Genomic DNA, 20,987 nt, shown 5'->3' with positions numbered 1-20,987 from the left:
CGAGCCCCCACAGCAGCGCCATGATCCCGAGCATCCCGGCGAGCACAAGGGCGAACCCCTTGGGCCCTGACATCGTCGACTTGCCGCCGGCCACCACGCCTCCCGGTCTCCTCGCGCGCACCCGGACCGCCGGGCCGCATCCACGTACAGCGTACGACCGCTTCCCCGTGCTTCCGACACCACCCGCACGGAAGGGGGCCGACCGCACCGGCCGGCCCCCTTCCGCACCCGGTCAAGCCTTGTTGACCTGCGACTCCTCGCCCTCCGCGCGCGGGGCGGCCTCGACCGTCGCCTCCTCGGGCGCCGCGCCCTCGACCGGCCCGACGGACTTCGCGTCGCCGTCCGGGACCGCCTCGGCGTCGCCGCCGCCGACCGACGGGCCGGGGCCCTCGATCGCCGGTTCGGCGATCGGATCCACCCGCCGCTTGGAGATCACGATCGCCGCGACCACGACGAGCACCGCGCCGATCGTCACGCCGACGCGCAGCGGCACGTTGCCCGCGTACGTCACGACGCGTCCGCGATCAGCAGCGCCACCAGGTTCATCACCTTGATCAGCGGGTTGATGGCGGGCCCCGCGGTGTCCTTGAACGGGTCGCCGACGGTGTCGCCGATCACCGTCGCCTCGTGCGCCTCGCTGCCCTTGCCGCCGAGTTGCCCCTCCTCGACCAGCTTCTTCGCGTTGTCCCAGGCGCCGCCGGAGTTCGAGAGGAACACCGCCATCAGCACCCCCGCCGCGATCGCGCCGCCCAGGAACGCGCCCAGCGGCGCGTACCCCAGCGCGAACCCGACCGCGATCGGCGTCATGATCGCCAGCAACCCGGGGGTGGCCAGCTCGCGCTGCGCGTCCCGGGTGCAGATGTCCACGACGCGGTCATAGTCGGGTTTGGCGGTGTAGTCCATGATGCCGGGCTTGTTGCGGAACTGCTCGCGCACCTCCACGACCACCCGTCCCGCCGCCCGTCCGACCGCCATGATCGCCAGGCCGGAGAACAGGAACACCACCGCCGCGCCGACGATCAGCCCGATCAGGACGTTCGGGTAGTCGATCGACAGGCTGAACACCTGGAAGTCGCCGAGCGCGTCCTTGGCGTCCTGCGACGCGTCGTTCAACGCCGACATCACCGTCGTGCGGTACGACCCGAACAGCGCCGTCGCCGCCAGCACCGCCGTCGCGATCGCGATGCCCTTCGTGATCGCCTTGGTCGTGTTGCCGACCGCGTCCAGCCGCTCCAGGACGGCCGCGGCCTCGCCCTGCACGTCCCCGGACATCTCCGCGATGCCCTGCGCGTTGTCCGACACCGGCCCGAACGTGTCCATCGAGACGATCACGCCGACCGTCGTGAGCAGGCCCGTCCCGGCCATCGCGACGGCGAACAGCGCGACCGTCGTGTTGCCGAACCCGAGCAGGAACGCCCCGTACACCGCGCCGCCGATCACCAGCGCCGTGTAGACCGCCGACTCCAGGCCGAGCGAGATCCCCGACAGGATGACCGTCGCCGGGCCCGTCCGGGCGCTGCCGGTCACCTCCTTGACGGGCTTGCGGTTCGTCTCCGTGAAGTAGCCGGTCAGCAGCTGGATGGCGCTGGCCAGCACGATGCCGATGAGGACGGCGCCGAGCGCGATCCAGCGCGGATCGGCGTCCATGTTCGCGATCTCGGTGTTGGTGACGCCGTCCAGTTCGGCGAACGACCCCGGCAGGTACACGAACGCGGCGATCGCGACGAGCACCGCCGAGAACAGCGCCGAGACGAAGAACCCCCGGTTGATCGCCGACATCCCGGACCGGTCCCCGGCCCGGGGCACCACCGCGAAAATCCCGATCACCGCGGTGATCACCCCGATCATCGGGACGAGCAGCGGGAACACCAGGCCCTGCGTGCCGAACGCCGTCGTGCCGAGGATCAGCGCCGCGACCAGCATCACCGCGTACGACTCGAACAGGTCCGCCGCCATGCCCGCGCAGTCGCCGACGTTGTCGCCCACGTTGTCGGCGATCGTCGCGGCGTTGCGCGGATCGTCCTCCGGGATGCCCTGCTCGACCTTGCCCACCAGGTCGGCGCCCACGTCGGCGGCCTTGGTGAAGATCCCGCCGCCGACCCGCATGAACATCGCCAGCAGCGCCGCGCCGAACCCGAACCCCTCCAGCACCCGCGGCGCGTCGCCCTGGTAGGCCAGCACCACGACCGCGGCGCCGAACAGCCCCAGCCCGACCGTGAACATCCCGGCGACGCCGCCGGTCCGGAAGGCGATCCGCATCGCCGTCCGCTCGCCGCCCTCCTCCCGCGCGGCGGCCGCGACCCGGACGTTGCCGCGCACCGCCAGCCACATGCCGGTGAACCCGGTCACGGCCGAGAACAGCGCCCCGAACACGAAGAACACCGACCGTCCGATGCGCTCGCCCGCACCGTCGGCGGGAAGCAGCAGCAACACGAGCGGGATCAGCACCACGAACACCGCGACCGTACGGAACTGGCGTTTCAGATAGGCGCCCGCGCCCACCTGCACCGCCTTCGCGATCTCCTGCATCTTCTCGGTGCCCTGACCCGCGGCCAGCACGTCGCGTACCAGACCCGCGGCGACGGCCAGTGCCAGCAGCGCGATCACCGCGACGACGACGACCAGGGACAGGTCGCCGCCGCCGAGATCCACTTCAGCGCCGGCCGGGCTTGACAGGGAAAGCCCAGACATCCGTCCTCCTCGACAGGGGCGTTGCGATCTCGACCTCAAAGTCGATCTTTACCGCTTACCCCGCAAGTCGTGATTTCGAACGCCTCTCGCGGCAACGCGCGTGCCGCGAGTCAACGCACGCGACTTGTGATCAAGAAGGGCACAAGTGTCTTAACGAAAACGTCACGCCAAAGCAATGAGACTTACTCTCGAATTTGACCTTCGCCGAAATTCGACCGGCATCGCCCCAGGTCAACCCAGGCAAGCATCCTCTTACCTCAAAGCAACCTTGACACCGGACATCCGGCACACCCCGCACACGAACCACTCACGTCCACCTGGTTACGAGCCGACTGCAACCCCGTTTACGCCCGGGCCGCAATCACCCGTGATTCGTGATCTTCCGCAAGACGATCTCACATCAAGATCCCCGGGAGTCACCCGGCCCCCACCAATTCCAAGATCCTCGAATGGTGCCATGGACGCCGCCCGGCGGGCGCCGGAACGTTCGACGGACGCGCACCGGACGACGTCCGAGAACGCGCACCGGACGACGTCGGGAAAGCGCACGCCGCATGGCGAAGGCCCCGCCGGGGCGGGGCCTTCGAAAGTGCCGGGGGTCAGACGATCGCCTGGGCCTCGGCGGGCCAGCTCATCCGGATCTGGACGCCCTTGGGCGTCGCGGAGATGTCCACGTCGTCGGCGAGCCCGGCGATGACGGCCAGGCCCAGCTCCGCCGCGCCCTCGCCGAAGCCGTACTCCAGATCGTCCGCGTCCGGGGCCGCCGGGAACCCGCCCGGGTCGTCCCCGGGGACGGTGTCGCTCACCGTGACCTCGAAGCGGTGCTCGCCCCCGGTCAGCTCCAGCCGGATCGGCTCGTCCGGGCAGTGCCGGACGTGCGCCTCCACGGCCCGCGAGAACGCCTCGCCGACCGCGAGCCTGACCTCGTCCAGGATGTCCTCGCCGACGCCGTTGAGCCGCGCCACGGAGGTCACGATCATCAACCGGACGGTCCGGACATGGACGGGCCGCGCATTGATGGACAGTTCAACGGTCTCCACAGCCGCTTCGCCTACTTGGCGCCCTTGCGCTTTTCCTCGGCCTCCGCGATCGAGTCGTGGATGCCGAACACCTTGGTCAGCCCGGTGATCCGGAAAATCTTGAGGATGCGCTCCTGGGTGCACACCAGTTCCAGGGAGCCGTCGTGCGCCCGCACCCGCTTGAGCCCGCCCACCAGGACGCCGAGGCCCGTCGAGTCGAGGAACTCGACCTTCTCCATGTCCACGAGCAGGTGGAACTTCCCCTTGTTGACCAGATCGATGAGCTTCTCGCGAAGCTTCGGCGCCGTGTAGACGTCGATCTCGCCCTCCACGTTGATGACGGTGAGGCCATCGTCGGTGGTGTAGTCGTTCACCTTCAGGTCCACAGATCCTCCAGCGCCGTGCAGCACAATCTGGTCCCACATCCCCGCCCGGGGGCCGGTCATGCGGGACATCGCCGTGATTCAACCACGCTCCGGCGCGGCGTACGCACGTTATCGCCCACTCGGGCGAAAGTCAGCGCCTCCCGTCTGACCTGCTGATCCGCTGCGAGGGCAGGGGGGATCGGCCACCGGCGCCGGGGCGTTCCCGTAGTTTTGCCCATGCTGGCAAACTGAAAACCTGATGGCCGCGCAGATATCTCGAACTCCCCTGGACCGGCTGCTGGCCGATCCCACGCGGCGGGACCGCATCACGCACGTCGAACGCGTTCCCGCACGTGAGGGCCGCCGTGCGCCGTGGCCGTCCTGGTCGCCGCCCCTCCTCGTGGAGCGCCTCGCCGCCGCCGGCATCGACGCGCCCTGGGAGCACCAGGCCGCCGCCGCCGAGCACGCCCGTGCCGGACGGTCTGTGATCATCGCCACAGGGACGGCGTCCGGAAAGTCCCTGGCCTACCTCCTTCCGGCCGTCGACGCCGTCTACGACGAAGACCGCGAAGGTACGATCCTTTACCTCTCTCCCACGAAGGCGCTCGCCGCCGACCAGCTCCGCACGCTCCGCGGGCTCCGGCTCACGCGCGTCCGGGCCGCGACCTACGACGGCGACACACCCCGTGAAGACCGCACCTGGGTCCGTCAGCACGCCAACTATGTGCTGACGAATCCGGACATGCTGCACCGGTCGATCCTCCCCTCGCACGCCCGCTGGTCCTCCTTCCTCCGCCGCCTCCGGTATGTGGTCGTCGACGAGGCGCACGGCTACCGCGGCGTCTTCGGCTCGCACGTCGCGCAGATCCTCCGCCGCCTCCGCCGCGTCTGCGCCCGCTACCACGCGTCCCCGACGTTCGTCCTCGCGTCCGCCACCACGTCCGAGCCCGCGACCACCGCGTCCCGTCTCACCGGCCTGGACGTCGTCGCCGTGGCCGACGACGCGTCCCCCCGCGGCCCCGCCACGTTCGCGCTCTGGGAGCCGCCGCTCACCGACCTGCGCGGCGAACGCGGCGCGCCCGTCCGCCGCACCGCCACGGCCGAGGCCGGCGACCTCCTCGCCGACCTCGTCGTCGAGGGCGTGCAGACCCTGGCGTTCGTCCGCTCCCGCCGCGGCGCCGAGTCCGTCGCGCTCGGCGCCAAGCGCGCGCTGGCCGACGTCTCCCCGGACCTCCCCGGGCAGATCGCCGCCTACCGCGCCGGCTACCTCCCCGAAGAGAGACGCGCCCTCGAAGCCGCCCTGCGCTCCCGCGACCTGGTCGGCCTCGCCAGCACCAACGCCCTCGAACTCGGCGTGGACGTCTCCGGCCTCGACGCCGTCATCGTGTGCGGCTGGCCCGGCACCCGCGCGTCCCTCTGGCAGCAGGCGGGCCGGGCCGGACGCTCCGGTCAGGCGTCCCTCTCGGTCCTCGTCGCCCGCGACGACCCCCTCGACACGTTCCTCGTGCACCACCCCGAAGCGATCTTCGGCACCCCCGTCGAGGCGACCGTCCTCGACCCCGACAACCCGTACGTGCTCGAACCCCACCTGTGCTCGGCCGCGTCCGAACTGCCCCTCACCGAGGCCGACACCGAACTGTTCGGCCCCACCACCGCCGACCTCCTGCCCGACCTCGTGCGCCGCGGGTTCCTCCGCCGCCGCCCCGCCGGCTGGTACTGGACGCGCCGCGACAAGGCCGTCGAGCTCGCCGACATCCGCGGTGCGGGCGGCGCGCCCGTCCAGGTCGTCGAATCGTCCACGGGCCGTCTCCTCGGCACCGTCGACGAGGCGTCCGCGCACACGACCGTCCACGACGGCGCCGTCTACGTCCACCAGGGCGAGTCGTTCATCGTGCAGACCCTCGACCTGGACGACTCGGTCGCGCTCGTCGAACCCGCCGAACCCGACTACTCCACGACCGCCCGCGACGTCACCGACATCGGCATCGTCGAACGCCTCCGCTCGTCCGCGTGGGGCGAGGCGACGCTCAACTTCGGCACCGTCGACGTCACCCGCCAGGTCGTCGGCTACCAGATGCGCCGCCTGCAGACCGGCGAGATGCTCGGCGAGAAACCCCTCGACCTTCCGCCCCGCACCCTGCGCACCCGCGCCGTCTGGTGGACGCTCTCGGCCGACGAGACCGAACGCCTCGACCTGGACCTCCCGGGCTCCGCGCACGCCGCCGAACACGCGTCCATCGGACTGCTGCCGCTGTTCGCCACCTGCGACCGCTGGGACATCGGCGGCGTCTCCACCGCCCTGCACCCCGACACCGGCCTGCTGACGGTGTTCGTCTACGACGGCCACGAGGGCGGCGCCGGCTTCGCCGAACGCGGCTACGCGGACGCGTCGGCCTGGCTCCGCGCCACCCGCGACGCGATCGGCTCCTGCGAGTGCGCCTCCGGCTGCCCGTCCTGCATCCAGTCGCCGAAGTGCGGCAACGGCAACGACCCGCTGGACAAGGACGGCGCCCTGGTCCTGCTGGATATCCTCCTAAAAAGCGCGCCCTGACGAGAGCCACCGCAAGCGTCGGCGATCACGACCGCCCTGCGGAACCACAAGACCACCGCCACAAAGGTCCCGGCCCGCTACAGGGCGGCTACGGGGCGACGCGCTGGGCCGGAACGGACGGTTCGTCGCCGCCCATGCCCCGGCGCGCCTGGGCCAGCGCCTGCTGCAGCTTCCGTCGCTCCATCTCGAGCGTCTGCAGGGACTCCTCGCGCTCGTCCCGAAGGTCTCGCAGTTCCCTGCGCATCTCGATCGTGTGCTTGAACCCGAGCGCCGCCACCATCACCCCGGCCATGAACACCACGGCGACCACGGCCCCGGCCATGAACACGTGCCATTCCTCGGTCACCCCGGGAATCGCGTCACCGAACGCCGTCAGCCCGGCTTCGCCGGTGTTGTCCAGCACCACCGCCACCGCCGCGAGCACGGCGGCCAGCACCAGGACCAGCCCCAGGAAGATCATGCGGGAGGTTCTCCTCTCCGGGAGTCCGACTGGCACCGCAGCCTAGACCGCGGACAATCCGGTCGCCACCCCTCACGATCACTTGCGCCGTGACCTGGCCACCCGCACCTCGACACCCGCGGGCCGACGCCGTCCCTTGCTCTCGGCGCCCTTCCGGGCGGGCGCCCGCCCGGCCCTGGACGCCGAAGCCTTCGGCATCGTCACCGTCTTCGTCGCTCCTCCTTGCGAGGCCGCCTTCGCACCATCGGCCTTCGGGCCGCCGGCCTTCGCGCCGTCAGCCTTCGGGCCACCGACCTTCGCGCCATCGACCTTCGGCTTCGCCGGACCGGTCTTGGCAACGGCCTCGGCACGCGCGATGTGCTCACGCGCCTTGGTGACCCGCTTGCGCCCGGTGCCGCCGCGCGCGATCCGCGCGGCCGTCCCGCGAGAGCTCGTGGCGACCGAGGCGACGCGCAGGCTCCGCGTCCACGTGCCCAGATGCGCCGCGACGACCAACAGGACCAGCGCGATCCCGAGGCTCTGGCCCCACTGCAGCCGATCGGTCGCCGCGACGTTCTGCGCGACCGGCGTGTCCTGCGCGATCTCCGGCGCCGGGTAGACCATGCCGGGGGGCGCACCCTCGGGCTGGACGGACGGCAGCGTGATCGGCGACTGCTCGTTGAACGGCGTCAGCGGCGCCGTGCTCGGCGCCGATCCGGTCACCGGCAGCGACGTCGACCCGCTACCGGCCGACGGAACGTTCGCCGCCGCCACCACATCGCTCGCGGTCGCCGCCTCCGAGTACACCGAGCCGCCGACACCGTCCGACCGCTTGGCCCGGAGCTCCACCGCGAAGGTGCCGCTCTCCTTGGTCATCGGCAGGCTCGCGGAGCACTCGCTCCCGCTGCAGAAGGCACCCACCGACCCGGACGAGGGCTTCACACCCGAACCGGTGAGCGTGTAGCCCTCCAGCCCGGCCTCCTTGCCCATGGCCCACTTCACGACGAGCTTCTCGCCGGACACGTCGGCGGACAGCCCCGTGGGCGTCGCCGGGGGCACCTTCACGGTGAACTCGCTCGCCGCGAGTTCCCCGCTGAAGTGGCCCAGGTAGACCTTGTAGCTCCCGTTCTGCGTGATCGGGAACGTCCCCGTCAGCTCGCCTTCGGCGAAGGTCTGCTCGTCCAGCAGCGCGTCGCCGCCGGGCCCGCTGACCCGCAGTTCGACCTTGGCGGCCCGGAAATCGGCGTTGGCCGTGGCGGTGAGCTCCGTCCCGCTGGTGATGACGGAGCCGGCCTTGGGAGCGATCACCGCCGTCTCCGCGGAGGCCGGGGGCGCGGCGATGACCGGGATGCTCATCGCAAGAGGGGTCGCAAGCGCGATCGCACCGATCCTGCGAATGATGGTCACGGCGTCAATCCCTTCGACTGCGTCCTGGTCGCGGGGCTCACTGTGCCGAGTGATGAGCGGGGGCCTACGGCAGCGTAACGTACCAGCCGGTAATAAAAGTCACAGATGGGTGACGAAAGAGACGACAGTGGCTCCGGGCGCGACCTATTGACGTTCAGTTCAACGAACTGCGTCGCGTCAGGTTACGCCCATATCTCCCACAGGACCAGCCCTGGCCCGCGAAACGATCCGCAGATCACCGATCTTCCCTGGTCCCCGCACTCGCACCACCACCCGCACGTCCACCACCTCCCCTCGCACCGTGCATCTCTCCAGCGTCGCCCCCGACTCTCCCGCGATCTCCCGCGCCCACCGGCAGGCCGCCGCACCCCCTTCCGCCACGTGAGAGGCCCCCGCGCAGCGCCGCGAGATCGGCGCCGCATCCCCCCGATGCCGCGCCGCCCGCACCCCGCCCGCCGCCATGGCCGCCACGCCCCCCACCCAGATCACCGCCATGAACGCCACCACCCACAAACTCCCCGTCCCCCGATCACCACCTCGCACCACCCCACACCCCCCTCTCCAGCCCCACCTCAACGACGCCCCGCTCCGAAATCGCCCACACAGCACCGTCCCGGCAGCCCCCTCCGGCAAGCCCAGACCAACGACCCACCCCCGGCCACAGCCACCCGGCGGTATCCACCTGGGCGCCGTTCGGCCCGCCCACACCCGGCTCAGCACGCACTGCCAGGAGCCCAGCCGCATCCACCTCAGCGGCGTTCGGCCCGACTGCACCCGGTTCAGCGACGCACCCTTCCAGCAGCATCCACCCCGGCGGCGTCTGACCCGGTTGCGTTCTGTCCGGCGGTATCCGACCCAGCGGCACCCGGCCCGGCGGCACCCGGTCCGACGCACCCGGCCCGGCCGCATCCGACCCAGCAGGCACCCGGTCCGGCGGCACACGGCCCGGCCGCATCCGACCCGGTGGCACCCGGTCCGGCGGCACACGGCCCGGCCGCATCCGACCCGGTGGCACCCGGTCCGGCGGCGTCCGTTCCGGTGGCGCCGGGTTCGGTGGCGGCTGTTGCGTGGGCTTGGACGACCAGAGCCGGGAGGTTGGCTGCGGCCGGGGGTTCGACCGGGACGGACACGTCCACGTGGACGATGGCCTCGTCGCGGGTGACCTTCACCGTGGCGCCTTCGGGCAAGGCCTTGACGACCAGTTCACGGACCGCGGCCAGAGACTCGCCTCTGGCCGCGGCACGCGCGCCGGTTCGGGCGGCGTCGTTGCACGTGAGCCTGGTCGAGACGGCCGTCATCCCCCACAGCACGATCGCCGTGATCAGGACCAGGGCGGGGAGGGCCAAGGCGATCTCCGCCGTGGCCATGCCCCGGTCCCTCACTCGACGAGTTGGAGGGCTCGCTCCACGATCGATAACAGCATTTCCTGCACCTCCGAGCTTGTGACGATCTTGAAGAGCAGCCCCGCGAAGGCCGCTGCGGCGATCGTGCCCACGGCGTACTCCGCGGTGGACATGCCCGCGTCCTTGTTCTTCCATCGCTGCATCACCTTCATGGGGGTCTCCTTCGTTCGGTTGTCTTCAGGTTCCGGGATGGAAGTCGAGTCCGTTGCACGAACTCTGGGTTGTGGATAACTCACGGAGTGTGGACGAGGATCGTCGAGGCGATGCCCGCGACGGCGGGTACGACGCCGAGCAAGACGAACGCGGGCAGGAAGCACAGGCCGAGCGGGGCGAGGACACGGATGCCCGCGGCCCGTGCCCGTGCCGCCGCGGCGGTGCGGGCCACCCGCCGCTGGTCCCGGGCCAGCCGGGCGAGGGACGGGGCGAGCGCGCCGCCGCCGAGGTGGCCCGGACGGCGGCGCGCGCCAAGGGCGCGAGGGTCGGCTCCTCCGTGAGGGCCAGCCACGCGGCGGCCGGGTCGGCGCCGAGACGGATCTGCACCGACACCCGTTCGAGTTCCTCGCCGAGGGGGCCGCGACGCGTCCGCGACCGCGTCACCGCGTCCTGCCACGGGGTGCCGCCGCGCAGGCAGGCCGCGAGCAGGTCCACGGCCACGGGCAGGTCGGCGACGAGGCGGGCCCGGCGGCGGACGCGCTCGGCATCGGCCAGCCGGGTGAACGAGTACCAGACGGCCGCGGCGGCAGCGGGACCGATCAGGAGTCCGAGAGGGAAGCCGAACATGAGGACGGGTAGGCCGCCCGCGGCGGCCGTCGCGGTTCGGCGGAGCAACTCGTCTCGCGAGCGGGTGCTTTGTTTCGGAGTGCGGAAGCATTTTGTGAGCCTTCGGGTGGTCTTACTTCGTCTTGTGTAAATGTGAATTGCCGCCGTCGCGCAGAGCACGGCGGCCAACGCGGTGATCACTCAAGGTCCTGTGGGTCGGGGCGTCTCGGCGGCTCTGGCCAAACGCGTCGTCCAGTAGACGCCCGCCAAGTCGAGGGCGGCACCGGTGATCAGGCAGGCGAGGCCCGGGAGCGAGCCGCAGAGGAACGACAGCGGATGCGCGCCGAGGGCGGCCGCCATGCCGATCCCGAGGAGGGGGAGCACGGCGAGCAGTCGGGCGGTGGCACGGGGGCCCGCGAGCTGGACGGAGACCTCCTGGCGCTGGGCCTCCTCGTCGCGGAGTGCGGCGGCGAGGCCGTCCAGGACGGTCGCGAGCGTGCCGCCGCGTTCGGAGCCGACTCGCAGGCACGCGTCGAGAAGGCGCAGGCCCTCGGCGCCGGGGTTCTTCGCCGAGGCGGTCAGGTCGCGGCATTCGAGCAACTCCTTCGAGATGGGCGGGTCGAGGACTGCGGCGGATGCCGTGAAGGCGTCCTCGGGGCCTCTGCCGGCGGCCAGTTCGGCGGCCATGCCGTCGCAGAGTTCGATTACCGATGCTCGCCATCGGCGGGGTTGGGTTCGGCGGTCTTTGAGGGCCTCCAAACGGGTCGGGCCGGTGCGGGCTTCGCGGGGTCTCAGGACGCTCCGCACGCGGTGGGCGGCTCGTGGCGGTGCCAGTAACGTCCAGATGGCGGCCGAGACGCACAGGGCCGCCAGTTCGGCCGTCATGTCCAGTGCGGGTACAGGCGCGCCGCCAGAGCGGCGGCGCCGGGATGGTGTTCGGTCTCGCCGCAGGCGCCGAACGAGACGGCGGGGTGGACGGCGACGAGTCCGTCGGGCGCACGCTGGAGAAGGCTCACCTGCGCGACGCGGCGGACGCCGGAGGGGCCTCGGGCGAGGTGGACGACGATGTCGAGGGCGGCGGCGAGTTGGCTGTGGACGGCCTCGCGGGTGAGCCCGGCGGCGCAGGCGAGCGCCTCGAGGCGGGCCGGGACGTCGGCGGGGGTGTTGGCGTGCAGAGTGCCGCACCCTCCTTCGTGGCCCGTGTTGAGCGCTTGCAGAAGAACGACGACCTCGGGGCCCCTTACCTCGCCCACCACTAGGCGGTCGGGACGCATGCGGAGGGCTTGGCGGACCAGATCGTTCAGGGTGACGCCTCCGGCGCCCTCCATGTTCGGCGGCCGGGCCTCCAGACGGACGACGTGCGGATGGTCGGGGCGGAGTTCGGCGGAGTCTTCGACCAGGAGGAGCCTCTCGGACGGGTCGGCCGAACCGAGCAGGGTGCTGAGCAGCGTCGTCTTGCCTGTTCCGGTGCCGCCCGTGATGAGGAAGGCGGCGCGGGCGGCCATGACGGCGGCCAGGAGGGCGGCTCCCTCGGGCGGGACGGTCTCGGTGTCGACGAGCTCGTCGAGGGTGAACGCCCGCCGCCGGGGGAGGCGTAAGGACAGGCAGGTGCCTCCGGGCGCGATGGGCGGCAGGACGGCGTGCAGCCGGACGCCGCCGGGCAGCCGGGCGTCGGCGTAGGGCGCGGCGTCGTCCAGGCGGCGGCCCGCCGCGGCGGTGAGCCGCTGCGCGAGGCGGCGGAGGGCGGGCTCGCCGGGGAAGCGGACGTCGGTGCGGACGAGCCCGCCGCCCGCGTCGGCCCAGACCTCGTCGGGCCCGTTGACGAGCACGTCGGTGACGTCCGGGGAACGCAACAGCGGTTCGAGGGGACCGGCGCCGACGAACTCCGCGCGCAGCTCGTCGGTGAGGGCGAGGACCTCCCGGTCGCCGAGGAGCCGCTCCTCTGCCCGGAGGGCGGCGGCCACGCGACCGGCCGTGGGTTCGGCGCCGGTGTCGGCGAGGCGCCCGCGGACGGCGTCGGAAAGCCTTGTCATGCCGTACTGCCTTTCTGCACGTGCCGCGTCCGGCCGCTGTGCGCGAGATGCTCGATGGGGCGTCCGCGACGACGGTCCATGACTGCCGCCTCCCGGTCGGACGTCCGCCGCCGATTCCGTCCGATTGCGCGTGCCGCTCGGTCGCCCGGCGATCCTGAGTTGCTCGGCGGGTTCAGAGGTGCCCTGAGGCGCGGACCGCCCGAGACGCCTGGAGCGTCCGATGGGCGGGTGGCTGTGCCTGAGGGGCTTGGTCTGCTTGGGGTATGGGACGGGCTCGGTGCGGACGGCCGGGGTGGTGCGGGTTCGTTTTGCTTGTTCATGCGGCTTCCTCCTGGTAGGCGCAGGGCTGCAGGGAGAGGTCGTCCAGGAGGCGGCGGCAGAAGTCGGTCAGGGGGCCGCGGCGGGTCACGGCGGCGAGTTCGCCCTCGTCGAGGGCGGCCGGTAGGCGCCGGTCGCGGTCGAAGGCGCCCGCGGACGGGAGGCCGAGGGCTCTGACGACGTCGTCGGAGGTCAGGCCGCCGGGCGACGGGCCCTGGACGACCAGGCGCAGGTCGGTGGTCTCGCGGCGGAGCGCGGCGGCGAGGCCGTCGGCGGCCACCGTGGCGCGGACCTCGGCCGGGACGAGCAGGTAGGTGACGTCGGCGGCGCGCAGCGCGGCGCGGCCGAGCTCGCCGGGGTAGCGGGGGACGTCGGCGACGACGAGGTCGAAGCCGCGGAGCGCAGCCTCGAACAGGGACGTCACCGCCTCCCCGGTGAGCGGGACGGGTTCGCCGCGCCGCCAGGACAGGACGGACAGGTCGCCGTCGCCGGGGAGGGTCTCGCGCAGGGCGTCGGCGCCGAGCCGGCCGCGCCGTTCGGCGAGGTCGGGCCAGCGGACGCCTTCGTGCTCTTCGAGACCGAGGAGGAGGTCGACGCCGCCGCCGAAGGGGTCCGCGTCGGCGAGGAGGGTGCGCAGGCCGGTGCCCGCGGCGGTGACGGCGAGGGTGGTGGCGAGGACGCTGAGCCCGCACCGCCGCGGGCCCCGACGACGCCGACGACGGCGGCTCTGTTCGCGTCGGGTTCGGCGGCGGTGGCGAACGCGCCGATCAGCCAGTCTTCGTGGTCGGGCAGGACGGCGACGTCCTGTGCTCCGGCCCGGACCGCCATCCGGTAGGGGTCGGCGGTGGCGGCGCCGGTCACCAGGACGACGCCCGCTCTGCGCGGCAGGCCGCTCGCCGCGACGTCCGCGGCGGCGACGGCGCCCACGAGGACGAGCGCGGGCCACGTCCACGCGGGACGGGCCTCGCCGACGTCGTGAGCGACCTCGGCGTGGGCGTCGGCCGCGGCGGCGAGCCGGAGCAGTGCGTCGGCGGTGCCGGGATCACCGGTGATGATCAAAGCCGCGAGGTTCATGGAGACTCCTTCCTTCGGAGGTCTCCACCTTGCGGCGGCGCCGGACGGCAGCGCCCGCTTTCGCGAACCTGTGGATAACTTCGCGGGCGGGCGCGGCCGAGGGGTGGCCGCGCGCCCGCCCGCGTGAGATTGGGCGACCCCCGCCGGGGGGGGAGAGCGGGGGTCGCCGAACGGATCCGGCTCCGGGGGGGTAGAGCCGGTCCGCTTTCCCAAGAAAGACTCTGGGGAGATCGGGCTAAACCGGACGCAAGCCCGTCCTATAGGACGGGCAAAGTCGCCGCATCACCAGTCTAGGCGGATACAACATATGCTGCCCGACCGTCGAGAGTTCCGTCGAGTCGCGAACTCGCCCACAAGACGGCGTTTTTTCTCATCTGGTCAGAACGATCACACCGTCCGGCGACCGAGGACGACCGCTTCGCCCCTCTCGACGCGCGCGTGGGCGCGCAACGAGACGGAAGTGGGAGCGTACCGGAACGGCAAAGATCGTTCGTGCGCCGCAACCAAAAAGCAATCATCACCGTCCGTGATCGATTTCGGACTTGAGGGATAGTTGCGGTTAGCCCGAAATGGCGGGGGCCGACCGGAAGCCGCCCCGGCGGCCGGTCGGACGTCCCGCGAGGCGGGTCGTCGGCGTTTTCCCGAATGGGCCTTGCCATCTGGGCAAATGGGGCGTACACCAGAAGTACGGACATCTGTCCGGGCACGGCAGCCGGGCACCCACGCGCGACCAGCCGCGGGAGGCGCGTCGAGACGGGCTTGACCCGATCCGACGGATTCGAGGTGCACGCTTGATAACCCGGTGTGACGTGACCGACGGCGGCGTCTCTTCTCGAGGCGCCGCTCGTCACGTTCGGGAACGATTCAGACGAGTGTTCCGGAACCCCCGGAACACCCCTCAGCGGACATCGAGACCGAGCGATTCGGCGATCACGACGGCCTGGTGCGGGTCGATCCGCGCGCCCTTCATCTCGGTCGTCCGAGGGTCAACGGTCGAAATGTCGCTTCCACGTAGATCGCAGCGGGACAGGTCGGCCGCCCGAAGCCAGGCCCCGGACAGATCCACTCCGCGAAGGGTCGCCCCGGCACAACGCGCACCTGTGAGATCCGCCTCCCGCAGGCGCACGTCCGTGAACGACGCGCGGCGCAGGTCGGCGCCCGGCAGACCGGTGAACGACCAGTCGCCGCCCTGCACCTTCATGAGGTCGTAGGTACAGCCGTCGAACATGCTGCCGAGCAGTTTGCATCCGTTGAACGTCGAGTCGAAGAAACCGCAACGGACGAACGTGCAGTTGATGAACGCGGTGTCGGTGTGAACCGAGACGTTGAAGCGGACGCCCCGGAAAGTGCAGTCGACGAAACTCGCACCCGTCCCGTGGGCCTCGGTCATGTCCACGTCCAGGAACAGGACGCGTTCGTGTTCCTCGCCGGTCAGGTCGCGCGAGTCCCAATCGGCGCCGCCGATCGTGCTCTCCGTCGGCGGGGCCGGGCGTCCGTCCTTGCGATCTGCCATCCCGCCAGGTTCACATACGCCGCCGACACCGCCGGCGCCCGAGCGCTCGGAACGGGCGTCAGCCGCGCATCAGGGCTTCGCAGATCGCCTGCGAGTCGCGGGCCGCGGCCACCACGGCCGCCGAGCAGTGCCGGATCCAGGTCGTCATGCCCTCCGGCGTCCCGGACGCGTAGGCGCGCAGCGCGTCCGCGTAGTCGGCGCCGAGTTCCAGGTGACCGACCTCGGGGGCGGCGAGCGACTTGGGGTCGAGGCCGCGCGCGATGAGCGTGAGCCGCTGCGCGGCGCGGGCGACGATGCCGTCGCCCCAGCCGAACGGGCGCAGGGTGAGCAGTTCGCCGTGGACGATCGCGGCGACGACGAGGGCCGGCGCCTTGGACGTCCCGGTGAGCAGGCCGCTGAGCGCGTCCAGCCGCGCGGCGACCTCGGCGGCCGACGGCGGGTCGCCCAGCTTGAGGACGTCCTCGACCGGACGGTCGTCGGGGCGCGGACGCCCGAGGTCGGCGGCGTCCACCGCGTCCGCCGCGGCCAGGACGTGCAGGCGCGCCAGGACCTGCCGGGGCGCGTGCCGCCACGTCTCGGCGAGCGAGCCCAGTTCGGCGGACACGCGCAGGGCCCCGTGGACGATCGGGTCGGCGGGGTCATCGGTGGTGCGCAGAACTTCGAGGGCGACGTCGGCGCCTTCGAGGACGGCCGTCGCGCGCGCGCCGCGCAGTGCGGATTCCGTGGAGACCTCGGCGCTGCGGCGGCGCAGGATCCGGTGACCGAGCAGCCGGTCGACGGCGGTCCGCGCGTCGGCCACGGCGTCGGCCACACCGGGAAGGTTCGCTACTTGCGCTAGGGCATCGGTCACGGCCCGACCTTATGCGGTGGCCGCCGGTGCCGACGCAGCGGCCCGGGGGTCCGCGGGCGTGGACTTTCACGGAGTTATCCACAGGCGGGAGTCGTGCGGTTCCGGCGCGGTTCACCTGGGAAGGTGGGTTGTGTCGATCGTCACAGCGAGCATCGGGGCGGGCGCTCCCGGCGACCGCGGCCTCGACACACGGAAGCACGGCTTGTGAGAGCGGGACCTTCCTGGTGGAGTGGGCATACCGGGCGACCCGTCTCAGCAAGCGAGGAGTACTGCGTTGAGCCAGAGCCAAGAGACACTGTCGAACCTTTTGCAGGAGACGCGGCGTTTCGCCCCCCCGGCCGATCTCGCCGAGTCGGCGAACGTGAAGGCCGACGCCTACGCGGAGGCGGCCGACCGGCCGGGCTTCTGGGCCCGGCAGGCGGAGCGGCTGTCCTGGTCCAAGCCGTGGGACGAGGTCCTCGACTGGAGCAACCCGCCGTTCGCGAAGTGGTTCGTGGGCGGCGAGCTGAACGTCGCGTACAACTGCGTCGACCGGCACGTCGAAGCCGGCAACGGCGGCAAGGTCGCCTTCCACTGGGAGGGCGAACCGGGCGACGCCCGCACGCTCACCTACGCCGACCTGCAGCGTGAGGTGAGCAAGGCCGCGAACGCGCTGCTGGAACTCGGCGTCCGCAAGGGCGACCGGGTCGCGATCTACCTGCCGATGATCCCCGAGCTGCCGATCTCGATGCTGGCGTGCGCGCGGATCGGCGCGACGCACTCGGTCGTGTTCGGCGGGTTCTCCGCGGACGCGCTGCGCACCCGCATCGACGACGCGCAGGCGAAGATCGTCATCACCTCGGACGGCGGGTACCGGCGCGGCAAGGCGTCCGCGCTGAAGTCGACCGTGGACGAGGCCGTCGCCGACACGCCGTCGATCGAGCACGTCCTGGTCGTCCGGCGGACGGGCCAGGAGATCGCGGCGCACGAGCGGGACGTGTGGTGGCACGACATCGTGGAGCGGCAGAGCGACGAGCACGCCCCCGAGCCGGTCGACGCCGAGCATCCGCTCTACATCCTGTACACGTCGGGGACGACGGGTAAGCCGAAGGGGATCCTGCACACCACGGGCGGGTACCTGACGCAGACGGCCTACACGCATTACGCGGTGTTCGACCTGAAGCCGGACACGGACGTGTACTGGTGCTCGGCCGACATCGGCTGGGTGACCGGCCACTCCTACATCGTGTACGGGCCGCTGGCGAACGGCGCTACGAGCGTCATGTACGAGGGGACGCCCGACACTCCCCACCAGGGCCGCTGGTGGGAGATCATCGCGAAGTACAAGGTGTCGCTGTTCTACACGGCGCCGACGGCGATCCGGACGTTCATGAAGTGGGGCGACGACATCCCGGCGGAGCACGACCTGTCGTCGCTGCGGGTGATCGGCAGCGTGGGCGAGCCGATCAACCCGGAGGCGTACGTCTGGTACCGGGAGCACATCGGCGCGAGCCGCGCCCCGGTGGTCGACACCTGGTGGCAGACCGAGACCGGCAGCATCATGATCAGCCCGCTGCCGGGGGTCACCGAGGGCAAGCCGGGCGCGGCGATGCGTCCGCTGCCGGGCATCGCCGCGGACGTCGTCGACGACCAGGGCACCCCGGTGCCGAACGGCGGCGGCGGGTTCCTCGTGGTCAAGGAGCCGTGGCCGTCGATGCTCCGCACGATCTGGGGCGACGACGAGCGGTACGTGAAGACGTACTGGTCGCGGTTCGAGGGCCTGTACTTCGCGGGCGACGGCGCCAAGAAGGACGACGACGGCGACATCTGGCTGCTCGGCCGGGTCGACGACGTGATGCTGGTGTCGGGCCACAACATCTCGACGACCGAGGTGGAGTCGGCGCTGGTGTCGCACCCGAAGGTCGCGGAGGCGGCGGTCGTCGGCGCGACCGACCCGCTGACCGGGCAGGCGATCGTGTCGTTCGTCATCCCGCGCGGCAGCGCGGGCGGCGACGTGGAGGGCGACGACTTCCTGAAGGAGCTGCGCGACCATGTGGCCAAGACGCTCGGGCCGATCGCCAAGCCGCGGCAGATCATGATCGTGCCGGAGTTGCCGAAGACCCGGTCCGGCAAGATCATGCGGCGGCTGCTGCGGGACGTCGCGGAGAACCGCAGCATCGGCGACGTCTCGACGCTCGCCGACAGCACGGTCATGGACCTGATCTCCGAGAAGCTGCCGAGCGCCAAGTCCGAAGACTGACCGGAGACTGACCGGAGACCGTTCGCAGGTCCGGAGGGCCGCCCCCTCCGGACCTGCGCCTCTCCCCGCACGACCGAGGGGCCCGTACCGGACGGACGAGCGGTGCGCCGATCGACATCGATCGGCGCACGCACGCCCCACCCGGCGGGGCCCCGCGCCTCCGCTCCGCAGTGTGCGGTTGCTTGTGGCGGGCGGCCGCGTCCGGTTCTGCGGCGCCGCCCGTTCGACGAGGCTCGCGAACAGGCCCGTCCCGGGCGTCCCGGGCGTCCCGTTCGTCTGACTCGTCCTGTGCGGGGCCTGCATGTCCGGGTCGTCCAGTCCTCGGCACGGCGGCCACGGGTTCGGCGGCGGAAGCCACCGATGCTCGATTGTGGGCGATTTCGCACGATTTGTTCGCGGGTGGTGCGAGATCTTGCGGGTAGGGTGGAGGACAGGTGCGCCGGGAAGTCTGGTCGGCAGGGTCCGACCCGTGACATTCCGCGGGACGGCTCTTCGTCATGCCGTCCACCGCCCCGGGGGTACCTTTTGCCGCGCCCGTCCGCCACCCGCAGCCGCACGCGCCGTCCCGTCGCCGCCGTCTGGCCGTTCCGTCCGACCGTCCGCTACGGCCGGCAGGTCGCCCACGCGCTGCGCCTGGAAACGGTCGGCGGCATCATCATGCTGCTGGCCGCCGCGCTCATCTGGGCCAACACCCCCTGGTCGGACGCGTACTACGACCTGCAGCACTTCGAGTTCAGCCCGTCGTGGCTGAACATCGGGCACATGGATCTGGCGCACTGGGCGTCCGGCGGGCTGCTGGCGGTCTTCTTCTTCCTCGCCGGCCTGGAACTCCGCGAAGAGCTCACCCACGGCGAGTTGCGCAAAGCGCGCGACGCCGCGCTGCCGGTGCTCGCCGCCACGGCGGGCGTCGTGCTCCCCGCGCTCATCTTCCTGCTGGTCAGCGCGGGCGAATCCGGGGCCTCGCGGGGCTGGGCGATCCCGACGGCGACCGATATCGCGTTCGCGCTCGCCGTGCTCGCGGTGACGTTCTCGGCGTGCCCGGCGCCGCTGCGCGCGTTCCTGCTGACCCTCGCCGTCGTCGACGACCTGATCGCCATCACGATCATCGCGCTGTTCTACACGAACACGATGAATTGGGGCTGGCTCGGCCTCGGCGTCGCACTGATCGCGGTGTACGGGTTCCTGCAGTTCCGCGGCGTCCGGTCCCCGTGGGTGTACGTGCCGCTGGCCGTCCTCGCCTGGTACTTCGTGTTCAAGAGCGGTGTGCACGCGACGGTCGCCGGAGTGGCGCTCGGGATGCTCACCAGCCCGAAGGAGTCGCCGGACGGGCGGCCCACGAACGCCGAGCGGGCCGACCACGCCCTGCGCCCGTTCTCGGCGGGGTTCGCCGTGCCGGTGTTCGCGTTCCTGTCGGCGGGCGTGACGCTGAGCGCGTCCGCGCTGGGCGATGTGTTCACCGATCGGATCGCCCTGGGCGTGATCGCCGGTTTGGTGATCGGTAAGTTCGTGGGGGTCTTCGGCGGGGCCTGGCTGGCGGTCCGGTTCGGTCTGGCCACGCTCGGAGCGGATCTGCACTGGCGTGAGATCGCGGGGGTCGCGATGCTCGCCGGGGTGGGTTTCACCGTTTCACTGCTGATCGGCGGTTTGGCCTATACCGACCCGTCACAATTGGAGAGAGTGACGACTGCGGTCCTGATCGCGAGCGTGCTCGCCTCGGCGGCCGCCACCGTCGTCTTCCGGAGGAGGACGCGCGCCCGCGCGCAGCTCTCCGACTGACCGGGGTGACGCGGTGACACCGGGTGGCCGGACGTGCCGTCCGGCTGTCAGGCTGGACGCGGTGGCGGCCGGGGGCTCTGGAAGGAGAACAGCGATATGTCCGAGGCAACGCCGGACGAGCAGGTCGGGGACAAGTCCCTCGGCGAGCTCGTCGCGCTGGCGTCCAGCAACGTATCCGACCTGGTCAGGGCGGAGATGGAGCTGGCCAAGATGGAGCTCAAGTCGGACGCGAAGAAGGGCGCGATCAGTGGTGTGATGCTCGTCATCGCCGCGCTGATCGGTGGGATCATCGTGATCCTGCTGTCGATCGCCCTGGCGCTCGGCCTCGCCGAGTGGTGGAACGGCTGGGCCTGGGCGGCGTTCCTGGTGGTCGCCGGCCTGTACCTGCTGCTCGCCCTCGTGCTGGGACTGGTCGCCAAGCGCCTCATCGGCAAGATCGAGGGCGCGAAGCGGACACGCCGCACGCTCAAGGACACTCCCGGCGCGCTGCGGCATCGCGGCGACTCCGACACCCCCGCACTGAAGGACTGAGCGGGGCAGGCAGGCAGGG

At 71.5% G+C, this 20,987-nt stretch carries 17 protein-coding genes and 1 pseudogene; 4 read left to right on the top strand and 14 right to left on the bottom strand.

All coding sequences use genetic code 11. The features are described from left to right. Positions 1-232: 232 nt before the first annotated feature. From BJF79_RS23535 to BJF79_RS23525, 3 genes and pseudogenes are all read right to left on the bottom strand, one after another. Positions 233-2,691: pseudogene (locus BJF79_RS23535) on the bottom strand (sodium-translocating pyrophosphatase). Positions 2,692-3,290: 599 nt separating this feature from the next. Continuing rightward, entirely contained in the window at positions 3,291-3,731 is a 441-nt protein-coding gene (locus tag BJF79_RS23530) for an ATP-binding protein (RefSeq protein WP_075900489.1), read from the bottom strand. A gap of 11 nt (positions 3,732-3,742) precedes the next feature. After that, entirely contained in the window at positions 3,743-4,096 is a 354-nt protein-coding gene (locus BJF79_RS23525) for an STAS domain-containing protein (RefSeq protein WP_021597910.1), read from the bottom strand. Between the two features lie 238 nt (positions 4,097-4,334). Between BJF79_RS23525 and BJF79_RS23520 the strand changes: the two genes are divergently transcribed. Next, positions 4,335-6,626, top strand: a complete 2,292-nt coding sequence (locus BJF79_RS23520) for a DEAD/DEAH box helicase (RefSeq protein ID WP_083733739.1) — start codon at positions 4,335-4,337, stop codon at positions 6,624-6,626. A gap of 88 nt (positions 6,627-6,714) precedes the next feature. Here BJF79_RS23520 and BJF79_RS23515 read toward each other — a convergent pair whose 3' ends face one another. The 11 genes from BJF79_RS23515 to BJF79_RS23465 form a co-directional block, all read right to left on the bottom strand. After that, positions 6,715-7,086 (bottom strand): hypothetical protein, encoded by a 372-nt coding sequence (locus tag BJF79_RS23515; RefSeq protein ID WP_075900487.1) that lies wholly within the window; start codon positions 7,084-7,086, stop codon positions 6,715-6,717. A gap of 78 nt (positions 7,087-7,164) precedes the next feature. Continuing rightward, positions 7,165-8,373, bottom strand: a complete 1,209-nt coding sequence (locus BJF79_RS23510; RefSeq protein WP_143220110.1) for a hypothetical protein — start codon at positions 8,371-8,373, stop codon at positions 7,165-7,167. Between the two features lie 276 nt (positions 8,374-8,649). Then, on the bottom strand, positions 8,650-9,216 hold the full coding sequence (locus BJF79_RS67180; protein ID WP_410050128.1) for an Rv3654c family TadE-like protein: 567 nt from the start codon (positions 9,214-9,216) through the stop codon (positions 8,650-8,652). Between the two features lie 35 nt (positions 9,217-9,251). After that, positions 9,252-9,839: a TadE family type IV pilus minor pilin gene (locus tag BJF79_RS23500; protein ID WP_083733751.1), complete on the bottom strand. Its 588-nt coding sequence runs from the start codon at positions 9,837-9,839 to the stop codon at positions 9,252-9,254. 11 nt (positions 9,840-9,850) lie between these two features. Beyond that, positions 9,851-10,027 carry a DUF4244 domain-containing protein gene (locus BJF79_RS23495; RefSeq protein ID WP_075900479.1) on the bottom strand — a complete coding sequence of 59 codons (177 nt, stop codon included), beginning with the start codon at positions 10,025-10,027 and terminating at the stop codon, positions 9,851-9,853. Between the two features lie 25 nt (positions 10,028-10,052). Continuing rightward, a complete protein-coding gene (locus BJF79_RS23490; RefSeq protein WP_262402464.1) occupies positions 10,053-10,703 on the bottom strand; it encodes a type II secretion system F family protein in 651 nt (216 codons plus the stop codon). A 132-nt stretch (positions 10,704-10,835) separates the two neighbouring features. Further along, entirely contained in the window at positions 10,836-11,321 is a 486-nt protein-coding gene (locus BJF79_RS23485) for a type II secretion system F family protein (protein ID WP_262402463.1), read from the bottom strand. Between the two features lie 194 nt (positions 11,322-11,515). Beyond that, positions 11,516-12,667, bottom strand: coding sequence for a TadA family conjugal transfer-associated ATPase (locus tag BJF79_RS23480; protein ID WP_075900475.1), 1,152 nt, complete (start codon positions 12,665-12,667; stop codon positions 11,516-11,518). A gap of 316 nt (positions 12,668-12,983) precedes the next feature. Further along, the gene (ssd, locus tag BJF79_RS23475; protein WP_262402468.1) at positions 12,984-13,931 is read right to left on the bottom strand and encodes a septum site-determining protein Ssd; all 948 of its coding nucleotides are present in this window, start codon (positions 13,929-13,931) and stop codon (positions 12,984-12,986) included. Between the two features lie 1,026 nt (positions 13,932-14,957). After that, positions 14,958-15,572: a pentapeptide repeat-containing protein gene (locus BJF79_RS23470; RefSeq protein ID WP_075900473.1), complete on the bottom strand. Its 615-nt coding sequence runs from the start codon at positions 15,570-15,572 to the stop codon at positions 14,958-14,960. Positions 15,573-15,630: 58 nt separating this feature from the next. Next, a complete protein-coding gene (locus tag BJF79_RS23465) occupies positions 15,631-16,422 on the bottom strand; it encodes an oxidoreductase (protein ID WP_075900471.1) in 792 nt (263 codons plus the stop codon). 274 nt (positions 16,423-16,696) lie between these two features. Between BJF79_RS23465 and acs the strand changes: the two genes are divergently transcribed. From acs to BJF79_RS23450, 3 genes are all read left to right on the top strand, one after another. Continuing rightward, positions 16,697-18,661, top strand: a complete 1,965-nt coding sequence (gene acs, locus BJF79_RS23460) for an acetate--CoA ligase (RefSeq protein WP_075900469.1) — start codon at positions 16,697-16,699, stop codon at positions 18,659-18,661. A gap of 525 nt (positions 18,662-19,186) precedes the next feature. After that, entirely contained in the window at positions 19,187-20,437 is a 1,251-nt protein-coding gene (nhaA, locus tag BJF79_RS23455) for a Na+/H+ antiporter NhaA (protein ID WP_075900467.1), read from the top strand. A 96-nt stretch (positions 20,438-20,533) separates the two neighbouring features. Then, on the top strand, positions 20,534-20,968 hold the full coding sequence (locus BJF79_RS23450; RefSeq protein WP_075900465.1) for a phage holin family protein: 435 nt from the start codon (positions 20,534-20,536) through the stop codon (positions 20,966-20,968). Positions 20,969-20,987: the final 19 nt, after the last annotated feature.

Origin of the sequence: Actinomadura sp. CNU-125 (genome assembly GCF_001942465.1) — a bacterium.
Lineage (GTDB): Bacteria > Actinomycetota > Actinomycetes > Streptosporangiales > Streptosporangiaceae > Spirillospora.
Note: the sequence above shows the minus strand (reverse complement) of the source record. Positions and strands in the feature narration are given on the sequence as shown.

Excerpts from the sequence above, each read along its gene's own strand:
- BJF79_RS23520 (WP_083733739.1), top strand. The coding sequence starts at position 4,335 with ATGGCCGCGCAGATATCTCGAACTCCCCTGGACCGGCTGCTGGCCGAT.
- BJF79_RS23515 (WP_075900487.1), bottom strand. The coding sequence starts at position 7,086 with ATGATCTTCCTGGGGCTGGTCCTGGTGCTGGCCGCCGTGCTCGCGGCG.
- BJF79_RS67180 (WP_410050128.1), bottom strand. The coding sequence starts at position 9,216 with ATGCGGCTGGGCTCCTGGCAGTGCGTGCTGAGCCGGGTGTGGGCGGGC.
- BJF79_RS23500 (WP_083733751.1), bottom strand. The coding sequence starts at position 9,839 with ATGGCCACGGCGGAGATCGCCTTGGCCCTCCCCGCCCTGGTCCTGATC.
- BJF79_RS23495 (WP_075900479.1), bottom strand. The coding sequence starts at position 10,027 with ATGAAGGTGATGCAGCGATGGAAGAACAAGGACGCGGGCATGTCCACC.
- BJF79_RS23485 (WP_262402463.1), bottom strand. The coding sequence starts at position 11,321 with ATGGCCGCCGAACTGGCCGCCGGCAGAGGCCCCGAGGACGCCTTCACG.
- BJF79_RS23480 (WP_075900475.1), bottom strand. The coding sequence starts at position 12,667 with ATGACAAGGCTTTCCGACGCCGTCCGCGGGCGCCTCGCCGACACCGGC.
- BJF79_RS23470 (WP_075900473.1), bottom strand. The coding sequence starts at position 15,572 with ATGGCAGATCGCAAGGACGGACGCCCGGCCCCGCCGACGGAGAGCACG.
- BJF79_RS23450 (WP_075900465.1), top strand. The coding sequence starts at position 20,534 with ATGTCCGAGGCAACGCCGGACGAGCAGGTCGGGGACAAGTCCCTCGGC.